This is a genomic window from Secundilactobacillus paracollinoides (assembly GCF_001702155.1).
In the GTDB taxonomy this organism is placed as follows: Bacteria; Bacillota; Bacilli; order Lactobacillales; family Lactobacillaceae; genus Secundilactobacillus; species Secundilactobacillus paracollinoides.
Genome location: NZ_CP014912.1, coordinates 1,830,292 through 1,849,516, shown reverse-complemented (window position 1 = coordinate 1,849,516; position 19,225 = coordinate 1,830,292). Strand labels below are relative to the sequence as shown.

Below are 19,225 nucleotides of genomic sequence, written 5' to 3'. Positions count from 1 at the left end.
AAACACTCCTTTTGCATTTTCAGGTTTCTGTCTAAATTTAGACGGGATCCTTTTTTTGTGAGTTGAATCCTGTTCCCTGCGAGTTTATCATCATACTTAAACTTATACAAGTGTCTAAATTTAATCACTCGTTTATTAATCTATAAGGAAAAAAGGGGAAGAGAAATTATGCAGCAATTATGGAAACACCATGGCATTTCGCTGATTGTTTGGATCATCATTGCCATTGCGGCCATCGTAACGATGCCAAACGTGTCGTCACTCGTTCGGCAGCACGGCTCAGTGACGTTGCCATCGGATATGCAAAGCCAGGTGGCGCAGACCATTGAAAAGAAAGCGTCCGGCAACAAGAATGTGCGGTCGCTGATCGTTGTATTTAATAAAAAGAACGGTAAGTTGTCGGCTAGTGATAATCGTCATATCACCAAGGCGATTCACCGCGTCAATAACGACAAACAGCTGAACATCACGAGCATTACGAGCGCCAACCAAAACGCACAAGCCAAAAAAGAGCTGACTTCAAAAGATAAGTCAACCCAGTTAGCCATGATCAACGTTGAAAAAGGCACCGCCATCAGCAAACAGGCAAACATCATTCGCAACCACGTCAAGACCAAGGGTGTGCGGACCTACGTGACTGGCAGTGATCTGTTGAATGACGACTTCTCCACGGTGACGCAAGCCGGATTGAAGAAGACCGAGATTATTGCAGCCATCTTCATCTTTATCGTTTTAATTCTGGTCTTCCGAGCACTACCAGTCCCGCTCATCTCACTACTGACCGTTGGCCTGTCCTACTTGATTTCATCTAACATTGTCATGAACCTCGCTAAAGCCGTCAGTTTCCCCATTTCAAACTTCACCCAGATCTTTATGGTTGTTGTCTTGTTTGGGATCGGGACCGACTACAATATTCTGCTCTATAACCGGTTTAAAGAGGAACTCGCAAACGGTCTTGACGCAACCGAAGCCGCTAATACGGCTCGACAACACGCCGGCCGGACAATTCTCTATAGTGGCTCATCCGTCCTGATTGGATTCTTAGTCCTCGGGCTTGCTAAATTCTCGTTTTACCAATCCGCCGTTGGGGTTGCCATTGGGGTCATCGTGCTACTCGCCGTTTTACTGACCCTGAACATGTTCTTCATGACCACCATGGGTCGCGCGATGTTTTGGCCAAGCAAGAACCTGAACGCGCATGGTCGCAACCGGCTCTGGGAAGCCATCTCAACCGGTGCCATGTCGCACACAGTGACCGCCATCATCGTTTTACTGGTCATCTTTGTGCCGTTGGTTCTCACTAGTTCACAAAAACTCAATTTTAATAATGCGGATGAACTTCCTGATACGATTGAATCTAAGGCCGGCTATAATCTGATTCAAAAACATTTCCCAGCCGGTATGTCAGGCACCTCAACCGTTTATATTGAAAGTAAAAACGGCCTCAACAATCAAAAAGACCTCGCTGCCATCGACGACCTCACTGATTACCTGCGGGCAGAACCAGGTGTGAAGACAGTCACTTCCGTCACCCAGCCAGGCGGCTCAAAAATCAAAGCCCTTTACCTCAAGAGCCAGTTAAGTCAGCTGGTGACTGGGTTAAATGAGGCAAACGCCGGCTTAAAGAAAGTCGAAACGGGCTTGAACCAAGCAAACACACAATTGAGTTCAGCCAGTTCCAGCAGCAGTACTTCACAACTCAATGAACTAACAGCCGGCACTGCTAAATTGCAGTCGGGCGCTCAGCAGTTAAGCTCAGGCGTGTCAACGTACACTTCTGGCGTCAACCAGATGACCAGCGGCACCGCGCAACTGACTAGTGGTGCGTCACAGCTAAGCAGCAGTGTGAGTCAATTAAACAAGGCCAGCCAACAATTAGCGACCGGTGCGATTGCCTTAAACCAGCAAACAATCGCCGTTCCAACCTTGCACGCAAGCACTGCCCAGTTAGCGACAGGGTCCTCACAGTTATCTAGTGGCTTAGGTCAGCTGAATAGTGCTGTCTCCCCGTTTGCTTCCAGCAGTTCACAACTGAGCAGCGGTGCATCACAATTGACCAGCAGCGGCACCAAGCTCGTTTCCGGTGCTCAATCCGTGGCCAGTGCCAGCACACAAGTCAACACCGGCGTTCAGGAAATGAGCGCCAAACTTAAGCAGGTCCAGTCGCAAACGAAGCAATTACAGGCTGGTTTAACGACCGCTAATGAGTCGCTAGGCAAAATTGGCAAGGGCACCGCAACAGTAAATGCTTACCTGAAGGAACTGCAAAGCTCTTACGTAGGGAATGACTTCTACATGCCAAAGAGCCAACTCAGCTCTAGCACCTTCAAACCATCAATGGATGCCTACATGTCAAGCAACCGCAAAATTGCGGAGATCACAGTCGTCTTAGACCACGACCCAAGTTCGACCAAGGCTGCTAACCAACTCAACCAGATTACGAGTGACGTACACGCAAAACTAAAGCACGGCACGCTGAAAAACGATAAGGTAAAAATTGGCGGCGAAACCTCTCAGACCGCCGACCTTCAGAAATTAGCCAACTCTGATTTCAAACGAACGGTCGTTATTATGCTCGTCGGTATCGGCATCGCGTTGATGTTTGTGACCCGGTCATTGATTCAACCGATGACCATTATTGGGACGCTGACCGTTGCCTACTACAGTGCCCTCTCCATCACTAAGTGGCTCTCAGCCACCTTCCTGTCACAATCACTATTGACCTGGAACACACCATTCTTTAGCTTCATCATGCTGATTGCGCTTGGCACTGACTACAGTATCTTCCTTATGATGAGATACAGAGACGATGCGGGTACCATCCAGGATGTTCGAAAACGGATCATTAATTCGTCCGCCCTGATTGGGACAACCGTTATCTCCGCCGCTATCATCCTTGGTGGGACCTTCGCAGCCCTGATGCCATCTGGCGTCACGACACTGATTCAAGTCGCCCTCGCCGTCATCGTTGGGCTTATCCTGCTCGTCTTTATGTTACCAACCATCATGCCGATCATGGTCAAATTCACTTACCCTTATGTGCATGACAAGATGTATGATAAGGATCAAAAACAGCGTGAAGATTAAGTTTTCATTATTGGGAAACTTATGGATAGATGATAATTGTCCGTTGCATTCCGCCATTTGGCTCCATTCCACTTACGTTGAGCTTACTTGTTACCACAGGTTAAGCATCACAATGGCGTAACCCTAGTTTGCGGAGAATTCGCCCTCGACTGCGTGTCAGACCATCGATAGCAATGCTTCTCACACAATATGGTTGTCACATGTTACAATTGATTAACAGGTTTCATGACGCCACTTATGAAGCCTTATCATCTATGATGACAATTACAACTATCGTAGTGTAGTGGCACAATTTAAAATCACTCAAGACTGCAAAAAGGACGCCGTAATAGCGCCCTTTTTTTATTCACGGTGGTGGTCTTAAAACCAAGACACGTGTCATGCAGTCAACATCCGTTACGTTTAAATCAAGTTATGGTATAGTGACCCATAAGAGGAAGGTGATTGAGATGCCCTTAAAAATTGAACGGATCTATACGAAACCAGTTGATATGAATGGTTACCGAATCTTGGTGGATCGGGTCTGGCCGCGTGGGATCTCGAAAGTCAACGCAGCGTTAGATGACTGGTTTAAAAACATTGCTCCGACAAAGGAGTTGCGCCAATGGTTTAATCACGAACCCGAAAAATATCCAGAATTTAAAACGCGGTATGAAGCTGAATTGACTGCCAATCCGGATCTTCCAGAGTTTTTAGCGCTCATCAAAGACAAACTCAACCATGGTAATGTGATCATGTTGTTTGGTGCCAAAGACGAAACGCATAATCAAGCTGTGGTGCTCCAAGAATTTATCGAAAAACAACTGCAACCCTAAAAATAGTCCTCACTCACAATCGTGAATGAGGACTATTTTTTAAAGCAACGCCCGTTCAATATTTGCGAGCGTCAGTGCCTGCGTACTTGGTAACTGAACATCAGCGGACTTAATTTCGTCTGGCTCACCAACGCCAACGGATAGCGCCCCTGACCCATTCAGAGCTGCTAATCCAGGTTGAGAGTCTTCAAAGCCCATGCATTGGTCTGGCGCCAAATCTAACAATTCAGCTGCGCGAACGTAGATCTCAGGGTCCGGCTTATTATGCTGAAGTGTTTTGGGGTCGACAATCAGTGGAAAGTAGTCGGTCAGCTGCATTTTTTGAATCTCAACAGGGGCATTCACCGAAGCTGAAGCCAAAACGATCCCGTAGCCGTTTGCCTGAAGCTCGTTTAAAAATGGGGTGATTCCTGGCAAAATATCCTTTGGGGACATGGTTTGTATCAGCGCCAAGTAGTATTGGTTTTTGCGGTCGCCAAGCGTGCGTTTCTCGGCATCCGTAAAAGCCTGCGTCATATTACCAGCAGCTAAAATGGTGTCAACCGCCGCGTCACGACTCATGCCGAGTAACTGGTCTGCTAAGTGTTGCGTCCACGTGACCCCCAGATCAGTTGCCAATTGATGCCAGGCTTGGGTGTGGTAGGTCGACGAATCCGCAATGACGCCATGGAGGTCGAACAGACAGCCCTTAAGTTGCGAAAACGATGTCATTGTACTCCCCTTCTTTACCGGTTTAATTGGTTATATTATAGCATTGCAAACGGTTGCATAAAAGAAAAATAATAAAGCACGAGAGCCTCTCCCGTGCCTTATTTTAACGCGTCCGCCGTCTAAAACGGTGAGGGACGCCTTGTTATCTGACAACGATGACAGAAGCCGGCGCCTTTTTTGCCAGTTGAACGCTGACGGTGCCTGCAACTCGGTGACTTGCAAACTGCGTATCAGCACCACAAACGATCAGATCCGGTTGGAAATCAGGAATGATCTCATCAAGGATCGTATCGTCAACATCGCCGCCTTCACCCACAAAGCCAGTCACATCTTTGATACCGGCCTTCTTTGCGTCCGCAGCATAGCGGTCCACAACGGCCTGAACAGCGTCACGCTTTTCCTGAACCTTAGAAGGCGTCATTGAGTCATAGATGTTAATATCCTGACTCTCAATCACGGAACACACACCCAAATGGGCCTGGTAGTCGCGCGCAACAGTGACGGCATAGCGGAATGCCCGCTGTGTAGAGGTGCTATCATCTTCATCCACGGTCAGTAAGACCCGATTGAAGAAAAGTGGTGTAAATTCATCTGGTTCTGACATTTTTAAAATTACCTACTATATTAAACGTAGAAAAGTCAGCGCAATTGCGTAGCTGTACTCAGAAAGAAAATATAGCTTCCCTTTCTTAGTTGAATTGACATATGACGTCAACAAAATTCATAAACTGTGGTCACAGTCTAGCCTTCATAGCGTTAACACTTGGCAGGGTGTCATTGCTCATTAACCAATAGAAAGACAAGTATGAATGGTAACCACCTCTACGTTTTACTTTTTCTGTGGTCACACCGTTATTTTATAAGTTGTGACGCATTTACGCAATTCTTAATGACTAAATTCTCAAATTAATTTCATGGATCTTTCGGTATCGCTTTCAGACAGACGCAATTGTGGTATCATGTTGACTTGTGAGCGTCAATTCGGCGCCTTAAGGACGTTTAAAAAAGGAGTAAATCAATGTACCAGGCAAATGGAAAACCCACTATATTCGGCGATTTTGTGCTGCTTCTCGTCTCGATTATGATCAATAGTCTCGGTAACGCACTCACAGTGTCTCTCAATCTTGGGAGCGCCATGTGGACGGCCTCAGCGGTCAATCTCTCGCACCTCTTTCCCGTCAGCCTAGGTAACATGTTGCTGCTCGAAGGGGTCGCCGTGGTTGCGGTGAACGCTGTGTTGCTGCACCACGCGGATTGGCACCGGATGCTGGGGAATTTTTGTTTCATGATCCCGTTTAGTTATTTGGTCAGTGGTCTGGCGGCGCTCATGGTCAGGTCGGGCATCAATAGCTTGCCGCTCATTCCTCGAGTGCTGTTAGACATTGTGGGTATCATGCTGATTGCAGCTGGCATCTCGATCTACCAGCGCATCAATTTGATCTTGCATCCAAACGATGACCTGATGCAGATCATTCGCTTCCGTTTTCTCCACGGGAACGCCATTCTTGCCCAACTTGTCGCCTACGCGACCCCGATTACGATCATCATCATTACACTGATCGTTAAACACACTATTTGGGCCGTCAATATTGGGACGCTGGTCGCCCTGATCTTTCAGGGTAGCTTTATCGCAACGAGTGATAAATGGGTCTTTCGTAAGTTGAAGCATCAACGGTTGTAACAGATTAAATCGACGGTGTGCCGGCCTGTCTCTTTGCCCTTAAAAATCATTCAGTGGTAAACTTATCGTATACTAAACCCACGTGATAGAAAGGAACCATCGATTATGAAGCCTAAAATTATTATGCCAGCTACGGCGGATACCCTATCAAATCATTATTTAAAAGAAAAGGGCTACGATATTATCACCGTTCCGAATGTAACTGAGCAAGCTTTGCTTGATCATCCTGATGTTTCAGCAGCGATTCTCTTTGTCGCCCCTATTCCAAATACGATCTATGACAAGTTGCCAAATTTAAAAGTACTTGCCCGTTATGGTGTTGGCTACGACAGTGTTGACGCCCAGTACGCGGCAACCAAAGGTGTCTGGGTAACCAATACACCAGGTGCCAACGCCGTAAGTGTTGCTGAATCCGCTGTGTCCGACCTGCTATTGCTTGCCAAGCGCAGTCCCTGGATCTCCCAAAAAATGCGCGCCGGCGACCTCAGTGGTGCCCTCAAATTAATGGGCCGAGATGTCGCTGGGTCAACAGTTGGCATCGTTGGCTACGGCCACATTGGGCAAAGTGTTGCTAAAATTTTGTCCGGCTTTGACGTCAACGTATTGATCTATAATCGTACCCCACGTGAAACCACTTATGGAACCTTCGTTGATTGGGACACGCTGTTTAAAGAATCGGACTACATTACGATCCACCTCGCTGCAACGCCCGAAACTGAAGGTCGGATCAGTCAGGCTGAATTTGAAATGATGAAACCAACCGCTTCAATTATTAATTTGGCACGTGGTCCGATCATCAACGAAGACGCAATGATCACCGCACTGAAAACGCACACGATTGAAAGTGCAGCGCTGGATGTGTTTGACCAGGAACCGTTACCAACTGACAGTCCCCTGTTCGATCTAGACAACGTCTTTTTGACACCACACACAGCTGCACAGACGTTAGAAGCCCACAATCGCATGGCCGTTGGTGCGTCTAAAATGATTGATCAAGTCCTGTCTGGTCAGACCCCTGACTGGGCAGTTAACCAACCAGAATAGCAAAAACGCCCGCACCTTTTTCAAGGTCGTGGGCGTTTTTCGTTGTGGTTTAGTGTGTCTGCTTCACAGGCGTCCTCACAAACTCATCAAGAAAGTATTGGTGAAACCGCGTATCGCCTGTCAGTTCCGGATGAAACGCTGTCGTAAGGACATTTTTTTCACGTGCTGCGACAATGCGGCCATCGCTCAAGGTAATAAGTGTCTCGGTTGGACCACTGACCGACTTCAAATACGGTACCCGGATGAACACGCCTGGAAATGGCGTATTCCAGCCTGGAACGGTTAGGTCAGTTTCAAAGCTGTCCCGCTGCCGGCCAAACCCGTTGCGCGCAACATCTGCATGAATCCCGGCTAGACTCTCAGGTTGGGCTAACAACACCATACCCGCACAGGTACCAAACGTTGGCAAGCCCTTTGCAATCAACTCTCGCAGCGGCACCAACATGTTTTCGCGGACTAACAATTTCCGAATAGCGGTACTTTCACCGCCGGGAATCACGATGCCGTCAAGCCCCTCAAAATCGTTTGCCGTCGTGACCCGACGAGTCGTTGCACCACAGGCAGTCAATAGACGTTCGTGCTCACTGACCGCACCCTGCAACCCTAAAACGCCAATCTCCATATCAGCACCTCCTATTCAACACCGCGGGGTGCCATCTTTTGGTCCTCCGTCAGCGTTGATAATTCGATTCCCTTCATTGGGTTGCCCAAGTTCTTTGACACTTCAGCAATCAGACTGTAATCAGTTGGGTGCGCCGTTGCCGTAACGATTGCCTTCGCAAACTTCGCAGGATTTTCAGACTTAAAGATTCCTGAGCCAACAAAGATCCCATCGGCACCTAAATTCATCATCAGTGCGGCGTCGGCAGGCGTTGAAACACCACCAGCCGCAAAATTAACGACCGGTAATTTTCCAAGATCATGAACCTGTTTCACAAGTTCGTAAGTCGCTCTGAGATCGCGAGCAATCGCCATGAGGTGCTCTGGTTTAGCTGACGTGACCTGGCGAATCTGCTCGTTGACTTTCTGCATGTGCCGAACGGCTTCAATGATGTTCCCTGTCCCGGGTTCACCCTTCGTCCGCAGCATTGATGAGCCTTCACCGACCCGGCGCAGTGCCTCACCAAGATCACGGCAACCGCAAACAAATGGCACCTTGAAGTCGTTTTTATCGATGTGATAGTTATTGTCCGCTGGTGTCAGTACTTCACTTTCATCTATGTAATCAACCCCAATAGCTTCCAAGATCCGGGCTTCGGCGATGTGGCCGATGCGGCATTTTGCCATAACCGGAATGGTCACTGCATTCATGATGGACTCAACCATCGCAGGGTCGGACATCCGGGCAACGCCGCCAGCCGCTCGAATATCTGATGGGACGCGTTCCAGTGCCATAACGGCAACGGCGCCAGCATCTTCAGCGACCTTAGCCTGTTCCACGTTCGCCACGTCCATAATGACGCCGCCCTTTTGCATTTCAGCCATACCTCGTTTAACAAGTGTTGTTCCAGTTTCTACCATAACCCACAAACTTCCTCTCGTTTAAATGTGTTTTTTCTAATTGAAACGCGAACTCATCTTATGGTATTCTAATGAAAAAGCCTACCACCAATTGGCAGGCAATTATCCCAACCAATTTTTGAAAGTGGGGCTTAACATGCAGTGGGACTTACCTTCAGGGACACAACCGCCCTATCAAAAAATCATTCAACTGATTACGACCGGCTTGCAAGAGGGCACCCTTTTACCGGGTCAGCAACTGCCGCCAGAACGGCAATTAGCCAAACAATTAAACGTCAACCGGTCAACCGTTCAGCACGCCTTTAATGAACTGGTCAGCCGCGGCATTCTGGAACGCCGAGTCGGCAGCGGCACCTGGGTCAACTCTGGTAAGTGGGGCGTGCTCTCCCAAAAAGTGGACTGGCAAAGCTATCTCACCGCTAACCGGTTGAGCGATCCAGATAACTATATGGTTCGCCTTCGCCAACTAGACGGGCAGCCGCACGTGATCAACCTCGCCCACTCAAGTATTGGTGCCGACCTCGCATTACCGGTGGAAATGACTGCGTTGTCCGGCAACCAGCTTGTGGCACAGGAACGGCACGTCAACATTAGCGGTTCAGCAGCCTTAAAGGACCAGCTGATACGTCATTTAACGACCTACCTGGACCAACCTTTGACAGCAAACCAGCTTCTGATCACATCCGGGGCGCAACAGGCATTTTATTTGATTGCTCAGGGACTCTTACAGTATGGTGATGCGATTGCGATTGAAAAGCCATCGTACTTTTACCAACTGTCACTGTTTCAAGCCGCTGGGATCCGAGTACTTGGTATTCCGTTAAGTCCTGATGGCAGTTTGGATCTAGATGAGTTGCAACGGCTATACTACCGCCACCACTTACGGTTTCTTTTTGTGAATCCAACCGGGCAGAATCCAACCGGACAAACCATGCCGCTTCACGCACGGCAAGCGTTGATTGCAAAGTGTCAAGAACTCAAACTTCCCATCGTGGAAGATGATCCGTTGGGCATGAACCTCGCACTCACTGGGGCAGCAATCAAACCTTTAAAGGCGCTCGATCCTGATAACGTGCTCTACATCGGCTCGCTGTCATCACTGATTGGTGCCAACGCGCGGATTGGCTGGTTGATTGCCCCGCCACAGCTTGTGGATCGGTTGGCCAATATTCGGCAGGAAATGGAATCTGGTATCAGTATATTTCCGCAGTTAGTCGCTTCCCAATTCTTAACTCAGCCTAATTTAGCAGCCCAATTACACCAGCAAAATGCCCAGCTTCAGACCCGTTACGACAATCTCAAACGAGCTTTGACCCCGTTTGAGTCTGCTGGTCGGTTAACGATTCAGCCACCGGTAAACGGCAATAATGTGTGGGTCACTTTGAATCTGCCACATGAACTGGTGCCATCGGATTACACGTTGTTTTTAAATAATGAACTGCTAGTTCGTCCCGGATTTTTGTTTGGGGTGACTAAGAACCAGTTACGGCTTAGCTTTACGAATTTTACTGACGCTTTAGTGCCGGAGCTGACAAGAAAATGGGCACGGGTGATGGGGCAACTGATGGATAGAGAGTGAAGGAAAACGGGAGGAAGCGGAGTGTAAGCTAGCTCTGGCAGAAAGGCCCGAACTTGGCCTTTCTGTCAGAGCTGGCTTACGCGCAGCTTTCTGTTTTCCGAAACTCGTTTCGGCACGGTTGCCTAGAAAGAGGTTTAACGCCCTCCTTCCCATAGAAAACAAACAGCCTTAGAAATCGGATTGATTTCTAAGGCTGTTTTTTAATTGCAGTATTTATCTTTGCGTGTTATTTGCTTTGAATGGTTTTGCCGACTTTAGGTTTAAAAGTCAGCGTCTTTCTTGGCTACCGTGCCGTAACGCGCTCCGCAAGGCTGAGGGCTCCTGTGTAAGGCGTTTCGACCCAAAAAGTCAGAACCGGACTTTTCGGGTCAAAACACCTTACACTCCGCCCTCAAAACGCCTTGCTCCGCGCTCAGGCCACATTCCTAGGCGACAAAATCAACTTTCCCCTAATTGCTGACTTGCGTTCCACCGTTGCTGGCAACTCGTCGAGACTCATATCCGTCTCGCTTGGGCTGAAGACCAGTTCGGAATCGCGACGGACCAACCTGTAGATGGAAATTAGGACGATCACGACGACTCCAATTAATGGGAAGCCGGCAATCACTGATATCGTTTGAATGACGTTGAACCCACCCACTAATACCAGTGAGAACGCAAAAATCATGAAGACGACCACCCAAGTCATCCGGTTAAAACGACTTGGTTCGCGGTTATTCAACGGCGTGCTGGTAAACGACGACAGGATGTAAGCTGACCCCGAAATGGTCGTAGCCAGGAAGATGAAGCATGACGCACAGTATAGGAGCGTCATGATCGACTTCATCGGCAACGTGCCAATGACGGTCGCAATCGTCGCAGCTTGACCCTGGGTGTTCAAAATGTGGACCAGGTTAATGACCCCATTTTGCTGCAGCCAGAGTGCATAGCCACCCATAACGGCGTAGAACAACGCACAGCCTGTAAACCCGTAGAGCAGCATCCCAAACAGCATTTGCCGAATGGTTCGGCCCCGTGAAATCTTTGCGATAAACAAGCCCATCACAGGCATGTATGACAGCCACCAACCCCAGTAGAAAATCGTATCCTGCTGGGTGACACTTGGAGCCGTGTTAGTGGCAATCGGAATAAACTTCTGGACGAGAACGCCCAGACTCTTTGCTTGGTTCACAATTAAGTAGCGGGTTGGACCCACTGCCAAAATTAAGACCAGAAAACCAATGGCTAACCAGATATGTGCCTGACTCAAACGGTCAATACCACCATTTAGGCCCTTAAAGACCGTCATAGCGAAGAGCACAAACAAAACGGCGAATAACCCAAGTTCCAGAGGCAAACCATACTTCACCCCGGTTGCACTCGAGAACGCTTTGGCCGTGATCGGCACTTCCATCCCGATCGACGAACCAACACCGCCAATAATGCCGACAACCACCAAGAAGTTGACCAAACCGGCCAGAAAATGCTTCAATGGTGATTTTCCATTCAACATCGCAATGCCGTCACTCAATTTTTGGACCGGCTGACCCTTGCGATACATCAGGTAGCCGATCAAAATTGCTGCGGGCGCGAACATCATCCACGCCATCGGCCCCCAGTTAAACTGGCCGTATGCCGTTGCAGCCACATACGCTGCGTTTGAGTAGGCGTGTAAATGAAACGCTGGATGTTGGATAAACGTCAACGGGTCGGTGATCGATAGCATCATGATACTGGCATCGATTGCGGTGGCGAACACCATCGCACCCCACTTGAACCCGCTATACATTGGCTTGTCATTTGGTTTTCCAATTTTAATCTTGCCGTAATGGCTAAATGCCAATCCAATTAAGAAGACGAAGTTGACGATATAGATACCAAGATACAGCCATCCCAACTTCAGGTTAATCCAGTTCAGAAGACCACTTAACGGTGATTGCAGACCCTTTCCGCCCACCATTAACACCAACGTAGCCATCAGAAACAAACCAACAGTTGGAACAAAGACCCACTTGTTGATTAACTTGCTTCTTAAAATAATAATCCTCCTCTTATAATCTCTCATGCCGGATTTTTTCAGTTTAATTTCAAAAAAATCAGCGTATTTTTGATCAGATTGCAAATTGTACACAAAAACGCTGCTGAGACTAGTCATAGACCACCTGCAACAGCGTTTTCTGCAACAAATTGCCGTTTCCAAAGAAACCCGATCAAATTTACATTATTCATTATACACGTTTAAAATAATAAGTAAAATCGAGTACAATAATAAGCAAAGTCATATGAAACAGTAAGTGTGCGCCAGTTGGTTGATCTGTTATAAAACAAGTTGAGCTGTTGGTTAGTCATTTGTCCCCTTTAAAATAATCACTGATGCGTTGCTTACTCTAGCTGAAAGCGTCATCAAAATAATCACTTTACTCCTTGCCATTTATAATATCGTTATCGACTATCAGTCCACACAAAAAGTCCTCAATTTGCGTTTTAAGCAATTGAGAACTTTTTAAATCATGACTTACGCTTTTGACGGAATCTCTTTTATGATGCGGGCTGGATTACCCGCAATCACAACGTTGTCGCCAAATGATTTTGTGACTACCGCCCCGGCACCCACCACAACGTTATCGCCGAGTATCACACCAGGAAGAATGGTTACCCGACCGCCAAGCCAGGCACTATTTCCGATGGTGATCGGTTTTCCAAGCTCAACGTCAGCATTCCGCTTCGTTGGGTCAAGCGGGTGCACTGGCGTATACAGCCCAATGTTGGGGCCAAAGTAACAGTGTGAGCCGATCGTGATGGGACAGGTATCCAGAAAGGTCATGTCATAGTTACCATAAAAATGATCCCCGATGTGAATGTTGAAGCCGTAATCAAATTTAAAGTCACTTTCAACAAAAAAGTCGTCCCCGGTATCCGCCAGTAGTGCCTTAAACCGGTCGTTACGGTTGTTATTATTAGTAATGTGGTTAATTTCTTCGATCTGCTGACGAATGTATACTCGCCGGTCGATCAATTCTTTATCAAACTGCTGGTAAGGTTCACCGGCAGTCATTTTTTCGCGTTCAGTCGTCATTTAAGATTCCTCCTTGTCTCTTATCATAGCACACTAAAAACATGAAACTTGCGAGGTAAATACTTTCATCACACGCCTAAACACACTAAAATAGATGTGTTCATTTTTAAGAATAGAGGCGGTTTAAATGAAACTTGCAGCAACAATTTTTCTACTAAACGCTTGTTATATCACGCTTAACACGTTTCGGACCATGTTGGTCGTCCGGCGGCAAAGACTCTGGGCGCCGCTACTCGCAGTCCTTGAAGAATTCGTTTACGTTATTGCGCTGGCGATTGCGTTAAAAAATATTAACTCTCCGTTGAACGTTATTGCATATACGGTCGGCTTTGGCCTGGGCATTTACCTAGGGATTATCATTGAAGACCACGTGGCGTTGGGCTACGTCAACTTTCAAGTAACGGTCAATATTAATAATGACGATAAGAACTATGAGCAAAACAAGGCGTTACCAGAAAAAATTCGTGACCACGGCTATGGCGTCACTGAAACTTGGGGCTATGGTCGAAACGGTACCCGATTGATCATGAATATTCTAGCACCGCGGAAAGCGGACCGGCGCTTGATGACGCTGGTCAACGAACTAGCGCCAGACGCCTTCATTATGGTGAACGAACCAACCCACATGTCTGGTGGCTTTTGGAGTAAGGAAGTTGATCAGAGGTTTAGGAAGGCAACACACAGGGAGTAGAGTGTGAAGCAAGGCAAGGGGCGGTTGCCAAGAAAGACGACCAAGATCAAAAATAGACCCAATCAAAAAGCGGCTGTAAAATTTCTGGTATTGGTGACCACACCAATGCCAGCTTTTTTATTGTCTTATTCCATTATAAAAGGACGCTATGTCCTCACATGGTACGATTAAATCACCACAAAGTAATCGAAAGTGAGGAAAACATAGTGTCCCTAAATAATGATTCTATCCTAAAACTGGTCAAATTAACAGATACTAATTTACATGTCCTAAAAAGCGTATGCCAACAAAACCAGTCGGCACACGCTTTTTGAATCATTCATAAGTTAACCATTCAAGTTGTCTGGATATGCTGCCACACCGAAACGCGTTTCGGAAAACAGAAAACTGCATGTAACTCAACTCTGACAGAAAGGCCAAGTTCAGGTCTTTCTTCGTGGTTCTCTGTCCTTCAGCCGAAACGCGTTTCGGAAAACAGAAAGCTGCATGTAACCCAACTCTGACAGAAAGGCCAAGTTCAGGTCTTTCTTCGTGGTTCTCTGTCCTTCAGCCGAAACGCGTTTCGGAAAACAGAAAGCTGCATGTAACCCAACTCTGACAGAAAGGCCAAAATCAGGCCTTTCTTCTGGTTCTCTGTCCTTGAGTCGAAACGCGTTTCGGAAAACAGGAAGCTGCATGTAACCCAACTCTGACAGAAAGGCCAAAATCAGGCCTTTCTGTCATCGTTGGGTTACACTCCGCTTCCTACCGTTTTCCTTCACACTCTATAGATCCTTAAACAAATCCAACTGCCCCAAAGAACTCTCAATATCCGAAACAGACTTCTTAACGTCCTCAGAAAGTGGTTTATCAGGTTTTTTAGCCTGTTTTGAATCACTTACTGCTGGCCGCTTCGGTGGCACCGGAACCGCTGGTGCAATTGGCTTGGCACCCTTAACGACCGTTTCATGGGTAGCTTTCAGTGACTCGCCAGTCTTCATTTCGTCCATTGACTTATTCAGCAGATCATCGACAAAAATATTGCCTTCGTTCGTCGCATGCCCCTTCGTCCAAGCATAGGATAAATGACTAAACTGGCTTAAAAGTCCATCCAGTTCTTGCCACAATTCAGCGTTGACTAGCTCACCGGCTGACCGCTTCCAACCGCGTCGTTTCCAGCCGCTGATCCAATTTTTTGTAATGGCATTTAAAACATATTGCGAATCTAATACCATGTGAATATCCGCATCCGTTTTATCCAGATCCCGCAACTTAGTTAGCGCTTTGATCAGGGCCATGATCTCCATCCGATTATTCGTGGCCCCCCATTCGCCAGCGGAATCGGCGACAATTGTGCCGTCTGGCAGTTCCAGCCGGTAAGCCCAGGCGGCTTTGTCGGTGGCCTTCACATGACCGCCATTGACGTTACCGGTGTTTCGCGAACCGCCATCCGTATATCCGACAATCTGGTCAGGAGTCGCGTGCACTGGCGTTTTAATTGGTCGTTTACCTGATCTGCTATGACCCGCTGTCGGATCAACCCCGGCCATGAATGTTTCGGCGTCGCTACGTTGTTTAAAACTTTTATACACCGCACCGGAAAATCCATCGACCTGTTTTTTGGCGTCATCCCAAGTGGTATAGATACCAGGGTGCCGTCCGTTTTTAATTGCATAATATTTGCTCAAGACTATCGCTCCATTAATTTTGACTATTTATAGTTAAGATGTTGATAAACTAGGCCGTATCAATTTTCATTTACCTTATAATATGCTAAAGTTAAAACTAAGAGTAAGAAAATTAAAGTCGAATGGTCCACTACGTTAATCATTTTCGGCTGTCGTCCCTAAGGAGAATCTTTGATGTCTGCTATCCGCGCCCACCTTATTAACATCATCCAAGCCCGTTCTATGCTGAAAGAACAGCACAATCAGGCAAATGAAATCTTTCCAGAACTCACATTGACCGGTCAATACATTTTACCTGATTATTGGTTAACTCGGAAACGGGAAGCTTTTAAAATTCGTAAGCACACGTTCCTGAAGAAGCATTACAAGTCCTATGTTGCCTTTGATTCTGAAAACGGTCAAACATTATGGATGCATAATTTCTCAGGTCTTAGCCAAGCACTATTTTGGCTTGATACCGGTCTAAAACCGGGTGACTCCGACACATCGGTCTCATTCAAAGACTGGCAGGATAAAAATGCCGACGATATCGTTGCATTTAAGGACCAGCTGCGCGAAATGCACCGCGCTAAGAAAGAAGCCATGTTGGCTAAGAAAGCTTAACGCTATTATTTTACAAGAATCCCCACTAAATTCAACTTGAATTTAGTGGGGATTTTTGTGTGTGCCATAACGTGACAAATTTCAGAAAATGAGTCGACTTTTGTCAGACAAAAAATAGTAAAATTGCCGGCTATCCCTGTTCTCATCAGAATTGTTTTCAGATTAATCGATTTAAATTGACTATTTTCTGAAAATAAAGACTTTCCAAACGTACATTCGATGATATAATGAATTTTGTCGCGAAATATCACCTACAACATGTTGTGGTTGCTTTTGAATTTTATCATTTAATTGTCATATATAGTATTTATTCTCATAATTGGAAGGTGTCCCAAAATGCGCAACTATTTTCAATTTCTTTCTCATCAGCTAAAGGGTTGGCCACAACAGAATTACTATCTCTTCTTCTTTAGCCTGGGCTGCCAAGTGATGACCCTCGTCAACTCACCGATCACTGGTCTGACTGTGCTGACCTTTATCGGTACCACGTTGGGTGTTCTGTGCGTCCTTGCCATTAACGCCGCAAAATCAGTCAACGGCTTCTTGGGGATCCTTTCTGCCATTTGTTTCATGATCACTGGGTTTGCTGCTAAAAATTATCTCAGTATGGCCGAACAATTAGCGTACGTCATTACCTTAGATGTGCCAGTCTTGATCAGTGCTAACTGGAACGTCAACATGGCTGCTAAAATTCGTAAGTTTACGCCCCGAACCTGGGTGGTTGCCATTCTATCGACCATTGTGGTCTACGGTGTCTCAGGTACCCTAATTGGCGCTTTCACTAACGATCCGCGTCCCTGGATAGACGCCATCAGTTTCTCAATTAGTTTGACTGCTGGTGTCATTTGTTTCATGCGCTACAACAATCAATATATTTGGTGGGTGGCGTCAGGACTCGCGCAAATGGTGCTGTGGTTCATCTCCTTCCAGCAGGGTTCAGCAACCCTTGCCATGTTCGTGAACAGTGCAGTGTATCTCGCCAATGATGCGTTGGCCTTTACGATTTCACCTTGGTTCAATAAACATGAACGCTCCCGGGTTGTTCGCCAGGAGGAACAGTATGCTCAAGCTTTAAAGCTGGGACAGGACCACGCCTAGGTAAAAAATGCGTCATACAAAAGTAAAGAGACTGTGCAGCAAGTTGGTGGGGTTGCCACTGGCTTGTTTGCATCAGTCTCTTTTTTAGTTTTTTCTGATTGGAGTGTTTGTGCGCGTTTCGGAAAACAGAAAGCTGCATGTAACCCAACTCTGACAGAAAGGCCAAGTTCAGGCCTTTCTGTGTGGTTCTCTGGCCTTTAGCCGAAACGCGTTTCGGAAAACTGAGGGCTCCTGCCTAAGCGACTCTGGCAAAAATGCCAAGTTCGGGCATTTCTGCCAGAGTCGCTTAGGCTCCGCCCTCACCCGTTTTCCTTCATGCTCTACTCAAAGTGTGTCGTTACCTCAATAGGCTTTGTTTGTACAATGATCTTCCCATGATGAATGGAATAAAGCACCTCAGCCCGTTCATTCAACGCATCGTAGAAGTTCCCGCGGTTCATCAAAATACAGTTGGCTTCCTTACCCTCTTCAATCCCGTAATGGTCCAGAACATGCATTGCCTTTGCACCGTTCAAGGTGACGTAGTGGTAAGCGTTCATTATTTGGTCGTAACCCATTGTTTGGGCCACATGCAACCCAAGGTGCAGTGGATCCAGCATGTTGCCATCACCCATTGGGTACCACGGATCCTTAATATCATCTTCACCAAACGCAATATTGATCCCATCAGCATCCAGTTCCTTGACCCGAGTCATCCCGCGACGCTTCGGATACGTGTCAAACCGGCCACCTAGGAAGGTATTGACCAGCGGGTTAGCAATCATGTTGATCTGTGACATCTTCAACAGACGGAACAGTTTGTAGGCATAGGCATCGTTGTATGACCCCAACGCAGTGGTATGACTCGCAGTCACCATGTCATGCATGCCCGTCTCATAAGCTAACGTGGCCATGGTCTCAAGGCCACGAGAAGCGGGGTCATCAATTTCATCACAGTGCACATCAATGAGCCGGTTGTATTTTTCAGCGAGGTCGCTGACAAAATGCAAGGATTGCACACTGTACTCGCGATTAAACTCAAAATGGGGAATCCCACCAATGGCGTCAACTCCCATTTCAGCGGCCTTGGTCATTAATTCTTTACCGTTTGGGAAGGAAAGAATACCCTCTTGCGGAAACGCCACAAGTTGTAACTCAATGAAATCTTTCACTTCGTCACGTACTTCAAGTAGTGCCTGCAAAGCGGTGAGGTTTGGATCAGTCACGTCGACGTGAGACCGGACAAATTGTGTCCCATGACTGGCCTGCTTTTTCAAAGTCGCGGTTGCCCGTTCCTTCACATCCTGAATGGATAATTTTTGCTTCCGTGCTGACCAGATGCGAATACCGTCAAACAACGTCCCGCTTTGATTCCATTCTGGATCACCCGCAGTTAATGTGGAGTCCAAATGAACGTGCGGGTCGACAAATGGTGGTAATAGTAACTTTCCCTTACCATCAATCACTTGTTCGTTATCCCCTGGCGTTAGATGTTCAGCAATAGCGGCAAACTTGCCGTTTTCAATGCGAACATCCTTCAACGTTGTTTCGTTTTCAATTGACACTTGTTGAATGAGCATCGTAATTTCAACCTCCAACTTTAATCTCAGTTCATTATACCACTGGCCAACACATTTCTAGGACATTGTTTGAAGGGCTTTCACGGTTACGATATACTGAACTTAATTGTAGAA

16 protein-coding genes are annotated in these 19,225 nt (G+C 47.0%); 8 read left to right on the top strand and 8 right to left on the bottom strand.

Features of this window, described 5'->3' with window-relative positions:
* The first annotated feature begins 168 nt into the window (after positions 1-168).
* Both AYR61_RS07815 and AYR61_RS07810 read left to right on the top strand, forming a co-directional pair.
* On the top strand, positions 169-3,087 hold the full coding sequence (locus tag AYR61_RS07815; protein WP_056987748.1) for an MMPL family transporter: 2,919 nt from the start codon (positions 169-171) through the stop codon (positions 3,085-3,087).
* A gap of 449 nt (positions 3,088-3,536) precedes the next feature.
* The gene (locus AYR61_RS07810; protein WP_054711650.1) at positions 3,537-3,902 is read left to right on the top strand and encodes a DUF488 domain-containing protein; all 366 of its coding nucleotides are present in this window, start codon (positions 3,537-3,539) and stop codon (positions 3,900-3,902) included.
* A gap of 39 nt (positions 3,903-3,941) precedes the next feature.
* On the opposite strand, the gene pgmB is transcribed toward AYR61_RS07810, so the two are convergent.
* Both pgmB and AYR61_RS07800 read right to left on the bottom strand, forming a co-directional pair.
* Complete coding sequence (pgmB, locus tag AYR61_RS07805; RefSeq protein ID WP_054711649.1) at positions 3,942-4,613, bottom strand: beta-phosphoglucomutase; 672 nt, start codon at positions 4,611-4,613, stop codon at positions 3,942-3,944.
* Positions 4,614-4,755: 142 nt separating this feature from the next.
* Positions 4,756-5,217 (bottom strand): universal stress protein, encoded by a 462-nt coding sequence (locus AYR61_RS07800; RefSeq protein WP_054711648.1) that lies wholly within the window; start codon positions 5,215-5,217, stop codon positions 4,756-4,758.
* A gap of 414 nt (positions 5,218-5,631) precedes the next feature.
* Here AYR61_RS07800 and AYR61_RS07795 point away from each other — a divergent pair, with 414 nt between their 5' ends.
* A complete protein-coding gene (locus tag AYR61_RS07795; RefSeq protein ID WP_065902505.1) occupies positions 5,632-6,294 on the top strand; it encodes a hypothetical protein in 663 nt (220 codons plus the stop codon).
* Positions 6,295-6,399: 105 nt separating this feature from the next.
* Positions 6,400-7,338, top strand: coding sequence for a phosphoglycerate dehydrogenase (locus AYR61_RS07790; protein WP_054711647.1), 939 nt, complete (start codon positions 6,400-6,402; stop codon positions 7,336-7,338).
* 49 nt (positions 7,339-7,387) lie between these two features.
* Here the strand turns inward: AYR61_RS07790 and pdxT are convergent, their stop codons facing one another.
* Entirely contained in the window at positions 7,388-7,960 is a 573-nt protein-coding gene (gene pdxT, locus AYR61_RS07785; protein ID WP_065902503.1) for a pyridoxal 5'-phosphate synthase glutaminase subunit PdxT, read from the bottom strand.
* A gap of 11 nt (positions 7,961-7,971) precedes the next feature.
* Positions 7,972-8,859, bottom strand: coding sequence for a pyridoxal 5'-phosphate synthase lyase subunit PdxS (pdxS, locus tag AYR61_RS07780; protein ID WP_056987746.1), 888 nt, complete (start codon positions 8,857-8,859; stop codon positions 7,972-7,974).
* Positions 8,860-8,899: 40 nt separating this feature from the next.
* On the opposite strand from pdxS, the gene AYR61_RS07775 reads away from it, so the two are divergent.
* Positions 8,900-10,438: an aminotransferase-like domain-containing protein gene (locus AYR61_RS07775; RefSeq protein WP_225356463.1), complete on the top strand. Its 1,539-nt coding sequence runs from the start codon at positions 8,900-8,902 to the stop codon at positions 10,436-10,438.
* 412 nt (positions 10,439-10,850) lie between these two features.
* Here AYR61_RS07775 and AYR61_RS07770 read toward each other — a convergent pair whose 3' ends face one another.
* On the bottom strand, positions 10,851-12,482 hold the full coding sequence (locus AYR61_RS07770) for a BCCT family transporter (protein WP_082409441.1): 1,632 nt from the start codon (positions 12,480-12,482) through the stop codon (positions 10,851-10,853).
* 450 nt (positions 12,483-12,932) lie between these two features.
* Positions 12,933-13,493 carry a sugar O-acetyltransferase gene (locus AYR61_RS07765; protein ID WP_065902500.1) on the bottom strand — a complete coding sequence of 187 codons (561 nt, stop codon included), beginning with the start codon at positions 13,491-13,493 and terminating at the stop codon, positions 12,933-12,935.
* 127 nt (positions 13,494-13,620) lie between these two features.
* On the opposite strand from AYR61_RS07765, the gene AYR61_RS07760 reads away from it, so the two are divergent.
* Positions 13,621-14,184, top strand: coding sequence for a DUF2179 domain-containing protein (locus tag AYR61_RS07760; protein WP_056987745.1), 564 nt, complete (start codon positions 13,621-13,623; stop codon positions 14,182-14,184).
* Positions 14,185-14,948: 764 nt separating this feature from the next.
* Here AYR61_RS07760 and AYR61_RS07750 read toward each other — a convergent pair.
* Positions 14,949-15,851, bottom strand: a complete 903-nt coding sequence (locus tag AYR61_RS07750; RefSeq protein WP_082409148.1) for a ribonuclease H family protein — start codon at positions 15,849-15,851, stop codon at positions 14,949-14,951.
* 174 nt (positions 15,852-16,025) lie between these two features.
* On the opposite strand from AYR61_RS07750, the gene AYR61_RS07745 reads away from it, so the two are divergent.
* A complete protein-coding gene (locus tag AYR61_RS07745; RefSeq protein WP_065902494.1) occupies positions 16,026-16,454 on the top strand; it encodes a hypothetical protein in 429 nt (142 codons plus the stop codon).
* A gap of 336 nt (positions 16,455-16,790) precedes the next feature.
* On the top strand, positions 16,791-17,552 hold the full coding sequence (gene pnuC, locus AYR61_RS07740) for a nicotinamide riboside transporter PnuC (protein WP_054708158.1): 762 nt from the start codon (positions 16,791-16,793) through the stop codon (positions 17,550-17,552).
* A gap of 320 nt (positions 17,553-17,872) precedes the next feature.
* Here pnuC and codA read toward each other — a convergent pair whose 3' ends face one another.
* The gene (gene codA / locus AYR61_RS07735) at positions 17,873-19,111 is read right to left on the bottom strand and encodes a cytosine deaminase (protein ID WP_065902492.1); all 1,239 of its coding nucleotides are present in this window, start codon (positions 19,109-19,111) and stop codon (positions 17,873-17,875) included.
* Positions 19,112-19,225 lie beyond the last annotated feature (114 nt).